Here is an 18,715-nt window from a genome sequence, read left to right as displayed (position 1 = left end):
CTGCGCAGCGTGGGCGCGAGAAGCCCCACCGGGCCGCAGCCGACGCACCACGTATCCCACACTCGAATCGGGGGCCGATGATCAACGCGTACGAGGACCCCGGCACCCCCGACTGCCGAAGCGGCGCCCACTACCTCTGGTGGCTGGTCAAACGGCAGGCCCCCCGCTCCACCCTCGGCTCGCTCATCTCCTGCCTCTGGATGATCCTGCTCGCCGCCACCCCGTACCTGCTCTCCCGCGCGATCGACGAGGGCCTGGAACCCGGCGACGACCGCGCCCTGTTCGGCTGGACCGCCGCGCTCTTCGGTGTCGGCGCCTTCAACGCCTGGCTGGGCATCATGCGCCACCGCACGATGACCCGGGTGCGGATGGACGCCAACTTCCGCACGGTGAAGGTGGTGATGGCGCACGCCGTCCGGCTGGGGGCGGCGCTGCCGCGTCGCGTCGGCGCCGGGGAGGTGGTCACCATCGGCGTGGGCGACGTGCAGACGATCTCGTCCTCGCTGACGGTCATCGGTCCGGGCGTCGGCGCGCTCGCCGCGTATCTGGTGGTCGCCGGGCTGCTCGTGTCGGTCTCCCTCCCGATCGCGGCCGTCGTCCTGCTGGGGATGCCGCTGCTGGCGGTGATCGTGGGACCGTTGATGCGGCGGCTCCAGGGCACCGAGTCGGAGTACCGGGAGGGACAGGGCGTGCTGACCGCGCGGATCGCGGATCTCGCGGGCGGGCTGCGGGTGCTCAACGGGCTCGGCGGCAAGGGGCTGGTCGCGGACGCGTTCCACCGGGACTCACGGCGGCTGCGGGAGCAGGGGTACCGGGTGGGGGCGGTGACCAGTTGGATGCAGGCGCTCGGGGTGGGGCTGCCGACGGTGTTCCTCGCGGTGGTGACCTGGCTGGCGGCCCGGCTCGCCGCCCAAGGGGCCATCACGGTGGGCGAGTTCGTGTCGGTGTACGGGTTCGTCACCGTGCTGGTGCAGCCGGTGTCGTACTTCGTCGACTGGGCGTACGAGGTGAGCCGCGGGGTGGTGGCGGCGCGGCGTGTCGTCCGGTTCGTGACCCTGGATCCGCTGCCGGACCACGGCACCGCGGACGCGCCCGCCGAGCCCTCGGCGCTGCACGATCCCGACTCGGGCGTACGGGTGCCGCCGGGGCGGCTGGTGGCGCTGGCCGCCGACCGGCCGGCCGAGGCGGCGGCCGTGGTGGACCGGCTGGGCCGGTACGCGTCGACGGCGGTGACCTGGGGCGGCACCCCGCTGGACGCGGTCCCGTTGGCGCAGGTCCGGGCGCGGATCCTGGTCGCGGACCATGAGGCCGACCTGTTCGCGGGCCGGTTGCGTGAACTGCTCGGCGGACACGGTGACGTGGACGACGCGACGGCCGCGCGGGCCCTGCACGCGGCCGTGGCCGAGGACATCGTGCAGGGCATGTCGGACGGCCTGGACTCGGCCGTCGACGCGCACGGCCGCAATCTCTCCGGCGGTCAGCGGCAGCGGGTGCGGCTGGCGCGGGCGCTGGTGGCCGACCCGGAGATCCTGCTCGCCGTGGAGCCGACCTCGGCGCTCGACGCCCATACCGAGGCCCGGGTCGCCCAGCGGCTGCGGGCCGCCCGCGCGGGCCGTACGACCCTGGTCACCACCACCTCGCCGCTGCTCCTCGACCACGCGGACACCGTCCTCCACCTGGTCGACGGCAAGGTCGCGGCGAGCGGCACCCACCGCGAACTGCTCGCGGCCGAGCCGGGGTACCGGGCGCTGGTGGCGCGGGACGCGGGCGAGGCGCGGGACACGGACGACACCACCACAGAGGAGGCCGTACGGTGACGGCGCTCGACCCCGCCCCCCGCTCCGCCCCGGGCCGGCTGCCCATCGCCGACGCGGCGGCCGTGCGGCGGGCCACCGTACGGCTGGTGCGGGCGGACGGGCGGGCGTTCCTCGCCGTGCTGGGGCTGAACGGGGCCGCCGCCGCGACGGGGCTGGCCGGGCCGTGGCTGGTGGGGCGGATCATCGACGAGGTGCGCGGCGGGGCGGGCGTCGGGGTGGTGGACCGGCTGGCGGCGGTGATCCTGGTGTGCGCGGTGGCGCAACTGCTGCTGGCCCGGTGGGCCCGGTATGTGGGGCACCGGTTCGGGGAACGGACGCTGGCGCGGGTGCGGGAGGAGTTCGTGGACCGGACGCTGGCGCTGCCCGCGTCGGTGGTGGAGCGGGCGGGGACCGGTGATCTGACGGCGCGCGGCACGGCCGATGTGGACGCGGTCGGCAGGACGCTGCGGGACGTGGGCCCGGAGCTGCTGATCAGTTCGGTGCAGGCGCTGTTCCTGATCGGCGCGGTGTTCGCGCTGGATCCGCTGCTCGGGCTGTGCGCGCTGTTCGGGCTGAGCGGGATCGGGGTGGTGCTGCGCTGGTATCTGCGGCGGGCGCGGACCGGGTATCTCGCGGAGGGCGCGGCCAATTCGGAGGTCGCGGAGATCGTGGCGACGACCGCGTCGGGGGCGCGTACGGTCGAGGCGCTGCGGCTGGAGCGGCGGCGGATCGCGGCGAGCCGGGACGCGCTGGAGACGTCCCGGCGGCGCCGCCTCCACACCCTGTTCCTGCGCACGGTGTTCTTCCCGGCGGTGGAGCTCTCGTACTTCGTGCCCCAGGTACTGGTCCTCCTCGTCGGCGGGGTGCTGCTGGCGCGCGGCTCGGTCGGCCTGGGCGCGGTGGTGACGGCGGCCCTGTATCTGCAGCAGCTCAGCGGCCCGCTGGACGACATCCTGATGCGGGTCGAGCTGCTGCAGAGCAGCGGTGCCTCGTTCGCCCGGGTGGAGGGGCTGGCCGGGGCCCCGCGCGCGGGCTCCGCCGACACCCCGGAACCGGCGGACGACCGTATCGACGTGACGGGTGTCCGGTACGCCTACGAGCGGGGCGGCGAGGTGCTGCGCGGTGTCGACCTGACGGTCCGCCCCGGCGAACGGCTGGCGGTGGTGGGCCCGTCGGGTGCCGGGAAGACGACGCTCAGCCGACTCCTCGCGGGCATCGACGCGCCGACGTCCGGCACGGTGACGGTCGGCGGCGTCCCGGTCGTCGCGCTCGCGCCGGAGCGTCTGCGTCGCCAGGTCGTGCTGGTCACCCAGGAGCACCACGTGTTCCTGGGCACGGTCCGCGACAACCTCCTGATCGCCGAACCGGCGGCCACGGACGAGGAGTTGTGGGCGTCCCTGGCGGCCGTGGGCGCGGACAGCTGGGTCCGCGACCTGCCCGGCGGCCTCGACACCCGTCTCGGCGAGGGCGGTCGCCGTACGGACGGGCCCCAGGCGCAGCAACTCGCCCTCGCCCGGGTCGTCCTGGCCGACCCCCACACCCTCATCCTCGACGAGGCCACCGCGCTGCTCGACCCCACCACCGCCCGCCACACCGAACGCGCTCTCGCCGCCGTCCTGCACGGCCGCACCGTCATCGCCATCGCCCACCGCCTCCACACCGCCCACGACGCGGACCGGGTGGCCGTGATGGAGAACGGCCGCCTCACCGAACTCGGCACGCACGAGGACCTGGTGGCGGCGGGGGGCGCGTACGCGGCGCTGTGGCGGAGGTGGCACGGGGAAGGGGCGGGCGAGCGGCCCGCATAGCAAACAGTTCGTATAGCGAACATGACCAACCGGGCAACGGACTGTTTCCGGCCAACTTCTTGACGCGGTCCTGACAGGAAGCGCGGTCTGGTGCCACTCTGCCCACAACCGCGGCACAGCAACCTCACAAGGAGCGCTCGCCGTGCCGCGCGGCACCCCCCACGCATGTGGTTTCGCGTTCACCAGTTCTCGTCAGTTCTCATCAGTTCTCACCTTGTTCTGCCCGGTCGGCCACCAGCCGTCCGTTCTCCCCTGGCCGTGCGAACCGCGGCCACGCAGAAGGAGTCAGTGTTGAGACGCCAGTCCCACAGACGCACCTCCCACACCGGTAACACCCTCGGTCACGGCACCCGGCGCCGCGCGGCCGCCGGCGCGCTCGTGGCCGTCACCGCCCTGCTGGCCGCCGCCGTCCAGTCGGGTTCCGCCACCGCCGCCCCGGAGAAGGCACCGTCGGCCGCGGGCAAGGCCACCGGCGCGGCCTCGGTCAAGCTCACCCCCGCCCAGCGGGCCGAGCTGATACACGAGGCGAACGCCACGAAGGCGGAGACCGCCGGGGAGCTGAACCTCGGCGCGAAGGAGAAGCTCGTCGTCCGTGACGTGGTCAAGGACCGCGACGGCACCGTGCACACCCGGTACGAGCGGACGTACGACGGCCTCCCGGTCCTCGGCGGCGACCTCGTCGTCGAGACCTCGAAGGCCGGCGAGACCGAGGACGTCGTCAAGGCCAGCAAGGCGAAGATCGCGGTCGGGTCGCTGACCCCCGCCGTCTCCGCGGCCAAGGCCGAGAAGCAGGCGCTCGGCGCGGCGAAGGCCGAGGACGCCAAGAGCCCCGAGGTCAACCGCGCGCCCCGCAAGGTCGTCTGGGCCGCGAGCGGCAAACCGGTCCTCGCCTACGAGACGGTCGTCGGCGGCTTCCAGCACGACGGCACCCCGCAGGAGCTGCACGTCATCACCGACGCCACCAGCGGCGCCGAGCTCTTCGAGTGGGAGGCGATCGAGACCGGCACCGGCAACACGGTGTACAGCGGCACGGTCAACCTCACGACCACGCAGTCCGGTTCGACGTACAACCTCACCGACGGCGCGCGCGGCAACCACCGTACGTACAACCTGAACCGCGGCACCTCCGGCACCGGGACCCTGTTCTCCGGCGCCGACGACGTGTGGGGCAACGGCACCCCGTCGAACCTGGAGTCGGCCGCCGCCGACGCCCACTACGGGGCGGCGCTGACCTGGGACTACTACAAGAACGTGCACGGCCGCAGCGGCATCCGCGGGGACGGCGTCGGCGCCTACTCCCGGGTCCACTACGGCAACGCGTACGTCAACGCCTTCTGGTCCGACAGCTGCTTCTGCATGACCTACGGCGACGGCGCGGGCAACAACAACCCGCTGACCTCGATCGACGTGGCCGCGCACGAGATGACCCACGGGCTCACCTCCAACACGGCCGGTCTCAACTACTCCGGTGAGTCGGGTGGTCTGAACGAGGCCACCTCGGACATCTTCGGCTCGACCGTCGAGTTCTTCGCGAACAACTCCTCCGACGTCGGTGACTACCTGATCGGCGAGGAGATCAACATCAACGGCAACGGCACGCCGTTGCGCTACATGGACCGGCCCAGCAAGGACGGCTCGTCCCGGGACGCCTGGTACTCGGGCATCGGCTCGATCGACGTGCACTACTCCTCGGGCCCCGCCAACCACTTCTTCTACCTGCTGAGCGAGGGCAGCGGCGCCAAGACCATCAACGGCGTCAGCTACAACTCGCCCACCTCGGACAACCTGCCGGTGACCGGCATCGGCCGGGACAAGGCGGAGAAGATCTGGTTCCGCGCGCTGACCACCAAGTTCACCTCGACCACCAACTACGCGGCGGCCCGCACGGGCACCCTCGCGGCGGCCGGTGAGCTGTACGGCACCACGAGCGCCGAGTACACGGCCGTGGCCAACGCGTGGGCGGGCGTCAACGTGGGCACCCGGCCCGGCGGTGGCGGAGGCGGCGGTACGTCGTTCGAGAGCACGACCGACGTATCGATTCCGGACAACGGCACGGCGGTCACCTCGCCGGTCACCGTCTCCGGCCGGACCGGAAACGCACCCTCCAACCTCGCGGTCGCCGTGGACATCGTCCACACCTACATCGGTGACCTCCAGGTCCAGCTGGTCGCCCCCGACGGCACGGCGTACACGCTGAAGGCGTACGGCACCGGCGGCAGCGCGGACAACCTCAACACCACGTACACCGTGAACGCCTCCTCCGAAGTCGCGAACGGCGTCTGGCAGTTGAGGGTCCAGGACAACGCGGCGCAGGACACCGGCCACATCAACAGCTGGAAGCTGACGTTCCCGTAGGTCACTCCCTGAAGAGCGCCGCCCCGGTGGGTCGATTCCCGCCGGGGCGGCGCCCGTTCATGTTCCCGCAACATTCACCGGACAGTTGACTTTTGGCCAACATCATCACCCCTCCTGACATGGACACGACCTAGGTGTCACTCTTCCTCCACCCGCCGCACCAGCACCAGCACCAGCACCAGAGAACTCCCCCACATAAGGAGCTTGTGTGACTCCCCTCTACGCGCGTCACAAGCGCACCACGCTCGCCATCGCGACCGCCGTCGCCGCCGGCGCGCTGCTCACCACAGGGCTGACCTCCGGTGCCACCGCCCAGCCCGCGCCGGTCGCGGACAAGGCCCGGCCGGCCGGCGCCCAGGTCCCGCTGACCCCCGCCGCGCGCACGGCCCTGATCAAGAAGGCGGACGCGGCCACCGCCGAGACCGCCGACGAGATAGGCCTCGGCGCCAAGGAGGAACTGGTCGTCCGTGACGTCCTCAAGGACACCGACGGCACGGTCCACACCCGCTACGAGCGCACCTTCGGCGGCCTCCCGGTCCTCGGCGGCGACCTCGTCGTGCACGAGTCCGAGGCCGGTGGCATCAAGAGCGTCACCAAGGCCACGAAGGCCGCCGTCAAGGTCTCCGACCTGACCGCCGCCGTCACCAGGGCCACCGCCGAGAAGCAGGCGCTGAAGGCCGCCAAGGCCGAGGGCTCCACCAAGACCGCGGCCGACAAGGCCCCCCGCAAGGTCGTCTGGGCCGCGGACGGCAAGCCCGCCCTCGCCTACGAGACGGTCGTCGGCGGCTTCCAGCACGACGGCACCCCGCAGGAGCTGCACGTCGTCACCGACGCGGAGACCGGCAAGAAGCTCTACGAGTGGGAGGCCGTCCAGACCGGCAGCGGCAACAGCCAGTACAACGGCTCGGTCACCATCGGCACCACCAAGTCGGGGTCGACGTACAACCTGACCGACGCCGGGCGCGGCAGCCACAAGACGTACAACCTGAGCCGCTCCACCTCCGGCACCGGCACGCTCCTCACCGACACGGACGACGTCTGGGGCACCGGCAGCATCTCCAGCTCCTCGACCGACCAGAACGCGGCGGTGGACGCCCACTACGGCGCCCAGGTCACCTGGGACTTCTACAAGAACGTCCTCGGCCGCAACGGCATCAGGAACAACGGCGTCGCCGCCTACTCCCGGGTCCACTACGGCAACGGGTACATCAACGCCTTCTGGTCCGACAGCTGCTTCTGCATGACGTACGGCGACGGCGAACGCAACGTCAAGCCGCTGACCTCCCTCGACGTGGCCGGTCACGAGATGACCCACGGACTCACCTCCAACACGGCGCGCCTGACCTACTCCGGTGAGTCCGGCGGTCTGAACGAGGCCACCTCGGACATCATCGGCACGGCGGTCGAGTTCTACGCCGGCAACTCCAAGGACGTCGGTGACTACCTCATCGGCGAGAAGATCGACATCAACGGCAACGGCACACCGCTGCGCCACATGGACCAGCCGAGCAAGGACGGCGACTCGCCCAACTCCTGGTCCTCGTCGCTCGGCGGCCTCGACGTCCACTACTCCTCGGGCCCGGCGAACCACTTCTTCTACCTGCTGAGCGAGGGCAGCGGCAGCAAGACGATCAACGGGGTGACGTACAACTCCCCGACGTCGAACGGCTCCACGCTCTCGGGCATCGGCCGCGACAAGGCCGTCCAGATCTGGTACAAGGCGCTCTCGACGTACATGACGTCCACCACGAACTACAAGGGCGCGCGTACGGCGACCCTGAGCGCGGCGTCCTCCCTCTACGGCTCCAGCAGCGCGGAGTACGCGGCGGTGAACGCGGCATGGGCGGCGGTCAACGTCACCGCGTGACATGACGTGGTACTGACCGCGTGACCTGACGTGGTGGTGCAGGCTTGGGCGGTCGGGGCGGCCCCCGGAGAGAAGGCGACTCCGGGTGCCGCCCTAGTCTTTGCGCCATGCCCGAAACCAACGGCCCGCTCCCCGAGGGCCCTTTCACCTACGACGCGGTCGGCGCGACCCGTGAGGGCCACTGCCCGCCCGACTTCAACGCCCTCCACGTCCGCTCCCGCATAGGCGAGGGCACGGATGTGTTCCAGCGCGCCGCGCACGCCGTCCGCACCTGGGAGATGCACCGCGCGATGGGCGTCGGCATACGGACGGACGCGGCGGAGGCCGCCCCGGGTGTCGACGTGACGGTGACGCTGGGCGGCCTCATCAAGGCGCCCTGCCGCATCGTCTGGACCGTCGACGAACCCCGCCGCAAGGGCTGGGCCTACGGCACCCTCCCCGGCCACCCCGAATGCGGCGAGGAGGCCTTCATAGTCGACCGCACCGGCGACGGCACGGTCTGGCTCACGGTCACCGCCTTCAGCCGCGGCGCCAAGTGGTACGCCCGAGCCGCCGGCCCCGCGACCCGAGGCCTCCAACACGCGTACGCACGACGGTGCGGAGTGATACTGCGACGGCTGGCGGACAACCCTAAAGGGTGAGCCTTTGCCTAACTCGCCCTCGCTGTTCTCGCGGACGACGACCCAGTCCAGCTCGGTGTCGTCGGCCTTGCGCAGCGGGCTCCGCACACACCGGGTCCCGGCCGGCCGTCGCACCACCTGTCGGCTCGGTGAAGCGGCGCACGGACGAGGAGGTCCACGACCAAAATCGATGCCCCGTACAGGCGGTGCCTGTACGGGGCGCGACGAGAGAACGGGGCCGCGGAAGGGAGCCCTCGGATCGGACGGGATCGCACGGATCGGAAGGGGTCTCTCGGATCGGAGGGGAGTCGCTACCGCATCAGCACCCCCGCCTCCTCCGTCAGCTCCTCCGACGGCACCGCCACCAGCCCCAGTTCGGCGGCCGAGGCCAGCAACCGGTGGGTGGGCAGGATGCGGACCGTGTAGCCGAAGGAGCCGGTGCGGTCCAGGGAGAGCGGGCCCTCGTAGGACCAGCGGCCCTCCTCGTCGGGTCCGCTCGTCGGCTTCAGCGGGACGTACGTGGCGTCCGTGATCCGGTCCTCGGTGTCGACGCGACCGGAGACCGCCTGGACCTCGACGTCGTCCGGGCCCAGCTCGCCCAGGCCGACCCGGACGCGCAGCACCAGCGTCGCGCCGAGTTCGGCGGCCGTGCTCGCGGGGGCCGCCGAGGTCTCCACATGGTCCACGGTCACCCGGTGCCAGGCGCCCCGCACCCGTGCCTTCCACTCGGCCAGTTCGCGGGCGGTGTCCGGGACCAGCGCCCGGTGGGCGCGCGCGGCCGGGGCGTACAGGCGCTCGACGTACTCGCGGACCATACGGCCGGCGAGCACCTTGGGCCCGAGGTGGGTGAGGGTCTCGCGGACCATCTCGATCCAGCGGTCGGGCAGTCCGCCCTGCCCGCGTTCGTAGAAGCGCGGGGCGACCCGCTGTTCCAGCAGGTCGTAGAGGGCGGCGGCCTCCACGTCGTCCCGGCGGTCCTGGTCCTCGGCCGTGGCCGTGCCGTCGGCGGTGGGGATGGCCCAGCCGAAGTCCGGCCGGAACCACTCGTCCCACCAGCCGTCCAGCACGGACAGGTTGAGACAGCCGTTGAGGGCCGCCTTCATCCCGCTCGTCCCGCACGCCTCCAGGGGGCGGAGCGGGTTGTTGAGCCAGACGTCGCAGCCCGGGTACAGCTTCTGGGCCATGGCCATGCCGTAGTCGGGCAGGAACACCAGGCGGTGCCGGACGCGCGGGTCGTCCGCGAACCGCACCAGCTCCTGCACCAGGCGTTTCCCGCCGTCGTCCGCCGGGTGCGCCTTGCCCGCGACCACGATCTGGATCGGCCGCTCGGGGTGGAGGAGGAGATCCATCAGACGGTCGGGGTCGCGCAGCATCAGGGTCAGTCGTTTGTACGAGGGGACGCGGCGGGCGAAGCCGATGGTGAGGACGTCGGGGTCGAGGACGCCGTCGATCCAGCCCAGCTCCGCCGTACCGGCGCCGCGCTGCCGCCAGGAGGCGTGCAGGCGTTCCCGTACCTCGACGACGAGTTGCTCGCGCAGGTCCCGGCGCAGCTCCCAGATGTCCTGGTCGGGGATGTCGCCGACGGCGTCCCAGCGTTCGGAGCCGCCGACGGACATGGCGTCCTCGGTCCGTTCGGCGCCGATCTGCCGGGCGCCGAGTCGGAACACCTCCGGGGCCACCCAGGTCGGGGCGTGCACCCCGTTGGTGACCGAGGTGATCGGCACCTCGTCCGGGTCGAAGCCGGGCCACAGGCCCGAGAACATCTCCCTGCTGACCTGCCCGTGCAGCAGGGAGACGCCGTTGGCGCGCTGGGCGAGCCGCAGTCCCATCACCGCCATGTTGAAGACGTTCGGGTCGCCGCCGCCGTACGTCTCCATGCCGAGCCCGAGGATGCGGCCCACGTCGATGCGGGGGAGTTCGGCGTCGGGGCCGAAGTGGCGGGCGACCAGTTCGCGGTCGAAGCGGTCGATGCCGGCGGGGACGGGGGTGTGGGTGGTGAAGACGGTGCCGGAGCGGACCGCCTCCAGACCGGAGTCGAAGTCGAGCCCCTCGTCGCAGAGTTCGGCGATGCGTTCCAGGCCGAGGAAGCCGGCGTGCCCCTCGTTGGTGTGGAAGACCTCGGGCCCGGCGTGGCCGGTGATCCGGCAGTACGCGCGTACGGCCCGCACCCCTCCGATGCCGAGCAGCATCTCCTGGAGGAGCCGGTGTTCGCTGCCGCCGCCGTACAGCCGGTCGGTCACTCCGCGTTCGCCGAGGTCGTTCTCCTCGACGTCCGAGTCGAGCAGCAGCAGCGGCACCCGGCCGACCTGGGCCTGCCAGATCCGGGCGTGCAGCCGGCGCCCGCCGGGCAGTGCCAGGCCGACCTGGGCCGGGGTGCCGTCGGTGTCCTGGAGCGGTACCAGGGGCAGTTCGTTGGGGTCGAGGACGGGATAGTGCTCCTGCTGCCAGCCGTCCCGGGACAGGGTCTGCCGGAAGTAGCCGTGCCGGTAGAGCAGTCCGACGCCGATCAGCGGGACGCCGAGGTCGCTGGCCGCCTTCAGATGGTCGCCGGCGAGGATGCCGAGGCCGCCGGAGTACTGCGGCAGGGCGGCGGTGATGCCGAACTCGGGCGAGAAGTAGGCGATGGCGGCGGGGAGTTCGGACGTCGTGGCGGCCGGAGGTTCGGACGTCTGTGCCTGCCCCGGGGACGGCGGCTGCGGCTGCGCCTGTCCCGGGATACGGGGCTGCCCTTGGCCCTGCCCCCGTCCCTGCTCCTGGTACCAGCGGTCCCCGGTGACATAGTCACGCAGGTCGTCGGCGACGGCGGTCAGCCGGCGCAGAAACCGCCGGTCCTCGGCGAGTTCGGCGAGGCGCCGGGTGGAGACGGAGCCGAGCAGGCGTACGGGGTCGCCGCCCGACGCCGCCCAGCGCTCGGGGTCGACCGACTGGAAGAGGTCACGGGTCTCCGCGTGCCAGGACCAGCGCAGATTGCGCGCCAGTTCGCTGAGCGGATGGAGGGCTTCGGGGAGGACGGGTCGGACGGTGAATCTGCGGATGGCCTTCACAGAGGGTTCCACCTTCGCGCCAGGACGTACGGGCCGGGGGACGCACTCCGCTGTGCGCCGTTCGTCTCCCCCGACGGTAGCGGCGCGGGGGCCCGGCAACCACGGGGCGTCCCCTCGGTATGCGATTACGGCGCATCCGTACCCCGGCCGCCCCGCCGGGCAGTCCACCCCGGGGAGTTCAGGCCTGAATTCGTCGCAGCCCAGCCGCGAGGTTCACATGTACCCCACGGGTGATATGGCCGATTCCGCCCCTCTGCGCGGCCTTGTGGGGCTTCACACCGCACGAGAGGCTGCCCAGTGGAACACCGGCCGACCTCGGCCGGGGAGGGGGTTCTCACAGATGCACGATCCGACAGAGGCGAGAAACCGGCGCGGGCGCTGGGCGGGAGGGCTCACGGCGGTACTGACGGCCGTCGCGCTTTCGGCCATCTCCCCGCCGGCGCATGCCGCCGCGGAGGGGTTCGTCCTCGGAGCCGGTGGTCCCGGTTCCGTCAGCGGCAGTTACATAGTCACCCTCAAGGCGGGAACGGACGCCCCGTCGAAGGCCGGAAAGGGCATAGCGGCGAAGTACGGGGCGAAAATACGCCATATGTACAGCACCGCCCTGAACGGCTACTCCGTGACGGCCGGTGAGAAACAGGCCGGGCGGCTCGCGGCGGACTCCCGGGTGGCCTCGGTCGTCCAGGACACGAGGGTCACCCAGGACCGGCGGCAGTCGCACCCGCCCTCGTGGGGCCTGGACCGTGTCGACCAGCGGGACCTGCCGCCGGACAAGAGCTACACCTGGCCGGACTCGGCGGGCCGGGGCGTCACCGTGTATGTGATCGACACCGGCGTCCGGATCAGCCACAAGGAGTTCGGCGGCCGGGCCGTCAACGGCTGGGACTTCGTCCAGAACGACCGGACCGCCCAGGACGGCAACGGCCACGGCACCCATGTCGCGGGCACCGTCGCGGGGGCCACGTTCGGGGTCGCCAGGAAGGCGAAGGTCGTCGCCGTACGGGTGCTCGACGACGCGGGCGGCGGCACGACCGCCCAGGTCATCGCGGGCATCGACTGGGTGACCGAGCACGCGCGGAAGCCGGCCGTGGCCAATATGAGCCTCGGCGGCCCCGGCAACGCCCAGCTCGACACGGCCGTACGCAACTCCATCGCCTCCGGTGTCACCTTCACGGTCGCCGCCGGCAACGACGGGATCGCCGCGGGCCTCTCGTCACCCGCCCGCGTCAAGCAGGCGATCACCGTCGGCGCCACCGACCGGAAGGACGTCCGCGCCCCCTTCTCGAACTGGGGCCCGAGCCTGGACCTGTTCGCCCCCGGTGTCTCCATCACCTCCGCCTCCCATCGCGACGACACCGGGAAGGTGACCTCCTCGGGTACGTCCATGGCCGCCCCGCACGCCGCGGGCGCGGCGGCGCTGTATCTGGCCGACCATCCCCGGGCCGCCCCGGCGGAGGTGGGCAGGGCGCTGGTCAAGCGTGCGGTTTCGGGCAAGGTCAAGGACAGATATCCGGGCTCCCCGAACAGGCTTCTCCACGTCGACAACCCGTAGGAACCTGTAACACCACAGGTGAACGGCCCTTTACCCAGAGCGACTACAGTGACCGGTCTCGCCCTCCTCGGACGAGGCCGGTCTTGTGTGTAGACATACGCGTGAGTAGTTAACAAAGTGCCGGAATGCCCACCCGCACTGTGTGGGAAGGCTCCACCGGTACGTCCCAATGGCCCCACCTCCCCACACCCTCATCCGCCCACCCACGTTGACGCGGACAGGAGCGGTCATGCCCGCCACGCACCACTCGTCACCACCCCCGACGACCAGTACCACCACCGCACCACCCGACAGCACCGACGCACGCCCCGTACGCCCGGCGCGCACAGGCTCGCCCGCGCCGTCCGCGCCACCGCCGAAGCCCCCGACGACGCCGGGCGCCCCCACCATCGGGCGGATACCGGTTCTGGACGTACGGCCGACGGTCCACCATGGCCGCCGGCCGGCGAAGGCCGTCGTGGGCGAGGCGTTCGAGATCTCGGCCGTCGTCATCCGGGAGGGCCATGACGCGGTGGCCGCCAATGTCGTGCTGAGGGACCCGGAGGGCCGTCCGGCCGGCTGGACCCCGATGCGCGAACTCGCCCCCGGCACCGACCGCTGGGGCGCCACCGTCGCCGTACCGAGCGAGGGCGTCTGGTCCTACGCCGTGGAGGGCTGGGGCGACCCGGTCACCACCTGGCGGCACCACGCCCGCATCAAGATCCCGGCGGGTATCGACACCGAACTCGTCCTGGAGGAGGGCGCCCGCCTCCATGAACGCGCCGCCGACGGGATCCCCGAGGGCGGGGCCGGCCGGGGCACGCTCCGCGCCGCCGTGGACGCGCTGCGGGACACCGCGCGCCCCGACTCCTCCCGGTTGGCGGCGGCGTTGGCCCCGGAGGTGGACGAGGTCCTGACCCGCCACCCCCTGCGCGAGCTGGTCACGTCCTCCGAGCCGTTGCCGCTGCTGGTGGAGCGGGAGAGGGCCCTGTTCGGGTCCTGGTACGAGTTCTTCCCGCGTTCCGAGGGCACCCCCGAGCAGCCCCACGGAACCTTCCGCACCGCCGCCCGCCGCCTCCCGGCCATCGCCGCGATGGGCTTCGACGTCGTCTACCTGCCCCCGATCCACCCGATCGGGACCACCTTCCGCAAAGGCCGCAACAACACCCTCTCCCCCACCCCCGACGACGTCGGCGTGCCCTGGGCGATCGGCTCCCCCGAGGGCGGCCACGACGCCGTCCACCCCGGCCTCGGCACGATCGACGACTTCGACCACTTCGTCACCGAGGCCCGCGCACTCGGCCTGGAAGTCGCCCTGGACTTCGCCCTCCAGTGCTCCCCCGACCACCCCTGGGTGCACAAACACCCCGAGTGGTTCCACCACCGCCCCGACGGCACCATCGCCCACGCGGAGAACCCGCCGAAGAAGTACCAGGACATCTACCCCATCGCCTTCGACGCCGACCTGCCCGGCCTCATCGCCGAGACCACCCGCGTCCTGCGGCACTGGATGGACCACGGCGTCCGCATCTTCCGCGTCGACAACCCCCACACCAAACCGGTGGTCTTCTGGGAACACGTCATCGCCGACATCAACACCACCGACCCCGACGTCCTCTTCCTCGCCGAGGCCTTCACCCGCCCCGCGATGATGCACACCCTCGCCGCCACCGGCTTCCAGCAGTCCTACACCTACTTCACCTGGCGCACCACCAAAACCGAACTCACCGAGTACGCCACCGAACTCGCCGGCGAAGCCGCGAGCTACATGCGGCCCAACCTCTTCGTCAACACCCCCGACATCCTCCACGCCTTCCTCCAGGAAGGCGGCCGGCCCGCCTTCGAACTCCGCGCCGTCCTCGCCGCCACCCTCTCCCCCACCTGGGGCGTCTACTCCGGCTACGAACTCTGCGAGAACACCCCCCTCAAACCCGGCAGCGAGGAATACCTCGACTCCGAGAAGTACCAACTCCGCCCCCGCGACTGGGACACAGCCGCACGAGACGGACGTACCATCGCCCCACTGCTCGGCAAGCTCAACGAGATCAGGCGTCGGAGCCCGGCGCTGCGCCAGTTGCGGGATCTGCGCTTCCACCACGCCGATCAGGACGCGGTGATCGTCTACTCGAAGCGCGCGGGCTCGAACACGGTTCTGGTGGTGGTCAACCTCGACCCCCACCACACCCAGGAGGCCACGGTCTCGTTGGACATGCCGCAACTGGGCCTGGACTGGCATGAGTCCGTGCTGGTGCGCGACGAGCTCACCGGCGAGGTCTACACCTGGGGCAGGAACAACTATGTACGTCTTGAACCGGGCCGCGCGCCCGCCCACGTACTGACCGTCCTGCGACCGTCCAACCCGCAGATCGGGGGGTCACCCACATAATGATCGTCAACGAGCCCGTTCCGGACACCTTCGAGGACACTCCGCAGAAGGACCGGGACCCGGACTGGTTCAAACGCGCCGTCTTCTACGAAGTGCTGGTCCGTTCCTTCCAGGACAGCAACGGCGACGGCATCGGCGACCTCAAGGGCCTGACCGCGAAACTCGACTATCTGCAGTGGCTCGGCATCGACTGCATCTGGCTGCCGCCGTTCTTCAAATCCCCCCTCCGCGACGGCGGCTACGACGTCTCCGACTACACGGCCGTCCTCCCCGAATTCGGCGACCTCGCAGACTTCGTGGAATTCGTCGACGCCGCCCACCAGCGCGGCATGCGGGTCATCATCGACTTCGTCATGAACCACACCAGCGACCAGCACCCGTGGTTCCAGGAATCGAGAAATGACCCCGACGGCCCCTACGGCGACTACTACGTATGGGCCGAAGACGACAAACAGTTCCCCGGCGCCCGCATCATCTTCGTCGACACCGAAGCCTCCAACTGGACCTTCGACCCCGTCCGCAAGCAGTACTACTGGCACCGCTTCTTCTCCCACCAACCCGATCTCAACTACGAGAACCCGGCGGTGCAGGAGGAGATTGTCTCGGCGCTGCGGTTCTGGCTGGACCTGGGCATCGACGGCTTCCGGCTGGACGCCGTGCCGTACCTGTACCAGCAGGAGGGCACCAACTGCGAAAACCTTCCGGCAACCCATCATTTCCTGAAGCGGGTGCGGAAGGAGATCGACGCGCACTACCCCGACACGGTGCTGCTGGCGGAGGCGAACCAGTGGCCGGAGGACGTGGTCGACTACTTCGGCGACTTCCCGAGCGGTGGCGACGAGTGCCATATGGCGTTCCATTTCCCGGTGATGCCCCGCATCTTCATGGCGGTCCGGCGGGAATCCCGCTACCCGGTCTCGGAAATCCTCGCCAAGACCCCCGCCATCCCCTCCCGCTGCCAATGGGGAATCTTCCTCCGCAACCACGACGAACTCACCCTCGAAATGGTCACGGACGAAGAACGCGACTACATGTACGCGGAATACGCCAAAGACCCCCGCATGCGCGCCAACATCGGCATCCGCCGCCGCCTCGCCCCCCTCCTCGACAACGACCGCAACCAGATCGAACTCTTCACCGCCCTCCTGCTCTCCCTCCCCGGCTCGCCGATCCTCTACTACGGCGACGAGATCGGCATGGGCGACAACATCTGGCTCGGCGACCGCGACGCCGTACGCACCCCCATGCAGTGGACCCCCGACCGCAACGCCGGCTTCTCCTCCTGCGACCCGGGACGGCTGTCGCTGCCGACGATCATGGATCCGGTCTACGGCTACCAGGTGACGAACGTCGAGGCGTCGATGTCGTCACCGGCCTCGCTGCTGCACTGGACCCGGCGCATGATCGAGATCCGCAAGCAGAACCCGGCGTTCGGCCTCGGCACCTACACCGAACTCCAGTCGTCCAACCCGGCCGTCCTCGCCTTCCTGAGGGAGGCGCCCTCCACCGAGGGCGACGGGGACGACCTGGTGCTGTGCGTGAACAACTTCTCCCGTTTCGCACAGCCCACCGAACTCGATCTGCGCGCCTACGAAGGACGCCACCTCGTCGAACTCATCGGCGGAGTGCGCTTCCCGGCCATCGGCGAACTGCCCTATCTCCTCACCCTCGCGGGCCACGGCTTCTACTGGTTCCGCCTGCGGAAGGACGCCGTGTAAGCCCGCCCGTCACCCCGGGCGGGCCGGTTTCCCCCGGCCCGCCCGGGGCACGCAGACAGGAACACCCCGCCCCCGGGGAAAGGACGCGAGGCCATGTCGGAAGCCGCCACGCAGTCGGAAGCCGCCACGCACCCCACCGCGACAAGTCCCGCTTCACCGCCCGCCGCGGAGCCGGGTCCCGGGCTGCTCGTCTCCCTGGAGCCACTGCTGCGGGAGTGGCTGCCGCGGCAGCGCTGGTTCGCGGGGAAGGGGCGGCCGGTCACCGGCTTCGGCCTGGTGGCGGCCACCGAACTGCTGCCGGTGGGGGCGGCCAAGGCCGGGCTGCTGCATCTCCTCGTCCGGGCCCACCAGCCGCTGGTGCCGTCCCAGGGCACCCCGGCCCACCCCGGCGACTGCTACCAGCTCCTGATCGGCGTACGCGAGACACTGCCGCCACGGCTGGCACCCGCGCTGATCGGGCATGTGGCCGAAGGCCCGCTGGCGGGGCGGACCGTGTACGAGGCGCTGCACGACCCGCGTCTCGCCGACGTCCTGCTGGAGGCGCTGCGCTCGACGGCACACGTCGGGGACCTGCGCTGCGAGCGGGACACCCGGCGCGACATCCCCGAGGGCCTGGTGCCGCGCATGCTCACATCGGAGCAGTCCAACTCCTCGATCGTCTACGGCGATACGTTCATCCTCAAGCTGTTCCGCAGGGTCGTCCCCGGGGCCCACCCCGATCTCGAACTGCCCCTGATGCTGTCCCGTGAGAACTGCCCCCGGGTACCGGCACCGGTGGCCTGGATGCTGGCGGACCTGGGCCGCACCCCCGCCGAACGTGAGCCGCACACCCTGGGCGTCCTCCAGCCGTTCCTGCACGGCGCGGCGGACGGCTGGGAGCTGGCGCTGAGCGTGCTGGCCAAGGGCGAGGACTTCACGGCCGAGGCACGGGCGCTGGGCCGGGCGACCGCCGAGGTGCACACCGCGCTCACCCGGGCGCTGCCCACGGTCACCCTCGGGCGTCCACAGCTGGAGTCGCTGGTCGACGGGATGACCGGACGCCTGGAGGCCGCCGCGCAGGCCGTCCCCGCGCTGCGGACCTACGCGCCCGGACTGCGCACGGCGTTCGCGGCGCTCGCCGACCTGGCCGCCGAGGGCCGCACCTGGACCGCGCAGCGCATCCACGGCGATCTGCACCTCGGGCAGTGTCTGCGCTCCCCCTCCGGGGAGTGGTCGCTCATAGATTTCGAGGGCGAGCCGTCGAAGCCGCTGGCCGAACGGCGGTTGCCGCAACCCGTCGCCCGTGACATCGCCGGCATGCTCCGCTCCTTCGACTACGCCGCGCACTCGGCACGGCCCCCGGCCGACGGCTGGGCGACCGTGTGCCGGGCCGCGTACTGCTCCGGCTACGCGGACGTCGCCGGGGCCGACCCCCGGACCGATCCGGTACTGCTGCGCGCGTACGAGACCGACAAAGCGGTGTACGAGGTCCTCTACGAGGCCCGGCACCGCCCCGAATGGCTGCCGGTGCCGCTGGCCGCCGTCCACCGCCTGGCCACGGACCCCTGCACCGACACCCCCTGACCCACCCCTCCCGAGGAGACCGTCCCT

The 18,715-nt window shown here is 71.2% G+C and carries 10 protein-coding genes; 9 read left to right on the top strand and 1 reads right to left on the bottom strand.

The features are described from left to right. Nucleotides 1-77: 77 nt before the first annotated feature. The 5 genes from F9278_RS34260 to F9278_RS34240 all read left to right on the top strand — a co-directional run bounded on the left by F9278_RS34260 (nt 78) and on the right by F9278_RS34240 (nt 8,467). On the top strand, nt 78-1,817 hold the full coding sequence (locus F9278_RS34260; protein ID WP_152171761.1) for an ABC transporter ATP-binding protein: 1,740 nt from the start codon (nt 78-80) through the stop codon (nt 1,815-1,817). Further along, nucleotides 1,814-3,604 (top strand): ABC transporter ATP-binding protein, encoded by a 1,791-nt coding sequence (locus tag F9278_RS34255; RefSeq protein ID WP_152171760.1) that lies wholly within the window; start codon nt 1,814-1,816, stop codon nt 3,602-3,604. Before F9278_RS34260 ends, F9278_RS34255 begins: the two co-directional genes overlap by 4 nt. A gap of 288 nt (nt 3,605-3,892) precedes the next feature. Continuing rightward, nucleotides 3,893-5,959 carry a M4 family metallopeptidase gene (locus tag F9278_RS34250; RefSeq protein ID WP_152171759.1) on the top strand — a complete coding sequence of 689 codons (2,067 nt, stop codon included), beginning with the start codon at nt 3,893-3,895 and terminating at the stop codon, nt 5,957-5,959. Nucleotides 5,960-6,167: 208 nt separating this feature from the next. Continuing rightward, the gene (locus tag F9278_RS34245) at nt 6,168-7,826 is read left to right on the top strand and encodes a M4 family metallopeptidase (RefSeq protein WP_152171758.1); all 1,659 of its coding nucleotides are present in this window, start codon (nt 6,168-6,170) and stop codon (nt 7,824-7,826) included. A 107-nt stretch (nt 7,827-7,933) separates the two neighbouring features. After that, nucleotides 7,934-8,467, top strand: coding sequence for a DUF1990 family protein (locus tag F9278_RS34240; protein ID WP_152171757.1), 534 nt, complete (start codon nt 7,934-7,936; stop codon nt 8,465-8,467). A gap of 290 nt (nt 8,468-8,757) precedes the next feature. Here the strand turns inward: F9278_RS34240 and glgP are convergent, their stop codons facing one another. Beyond that, entirely contained in the window at nt 8,758-11,490 is a 2,733-nt protein-coding gene (gene glgP / locus F9278_RS34235; protein ID WP_152171756.1) for an alpha-glucan family phosphorylase, read from the bottom strand. A gap of 340 nt (nt 11,491-11,830) precedes the next feature. Here glgP and F9278_RS34230 point away from each other — a divergent pair, with 340 nt between their 5' ends. From F9278_RS34230 to F9278_RS34215, 4 genes are all read left to right on the top strand, one after another. After that, on the top strand, nt 11,831-13,042 hold the full coding sequence (locus F9278_RS34230) for a S8 family peptidase (RefSeq protein WP_226967075.1): 1,212 nt from the start codon (nt 11,831-11,833) through the stop codon (nt 13,040-13,042). A 229-nt stretch (nt 13,043-13,271) separates the two neighbouring features. After that, nucleotides 13,272-15,407 (top strand): alpha-1,4-glucan--maltose-1-phosphate maltosyltransferase, encoded by a 2,136-nt coding sequence (locus F9278_RS34225; protein ID WP_152171754.1) that lies wholly within the window; start codon nt 13,272-13,274, stop codon nt 15,405-15,407. Then, nucleotides 15,407-17,125, top strand: coding sequence for a maltose alpha-D-glucosyltransferase (gene treS, locus F9278_RS34220; RefSeq protein ID WP_152171753.1), 1,719 nt, complete (start codon nt 15,407-15,409; stop codon nt 17,123-17,125). The genes F9278_RS34225 and treS overlap by 1 nt, the downstream gene beginning before the upstream one ends. Nucleotides 17,126-17,218: 93 nt before the next feature. Beyond that, nucleotides 17,219-18,688, top strand: coding sequence for a maltokinase N-terminal cap-like domain-containing protein (locus tag F9278_RS34215; RefSeq protein ID WP_152171752.1), 1,470 nt, complete (start codon nt 17,219-17,221; stop codon nt 18,686-18,688). Nucleotides 18,689-18,715 lie beyond the last annotated feature (27 nt).

The organism is Streptomyces phaeolivaceus (assembly GCF_009184865.1).
GTDB lineage: Bacteria > Actinomycetota > Actinomycetes > Streptomycetales > Streptomycetaceae > Streptomyces > Streptomyces phaeolivaceus.
Note: the sequence above shows the minus strand (reverse complement) of the source record. Positions and strands in the feature narration are given on the sequence as shown.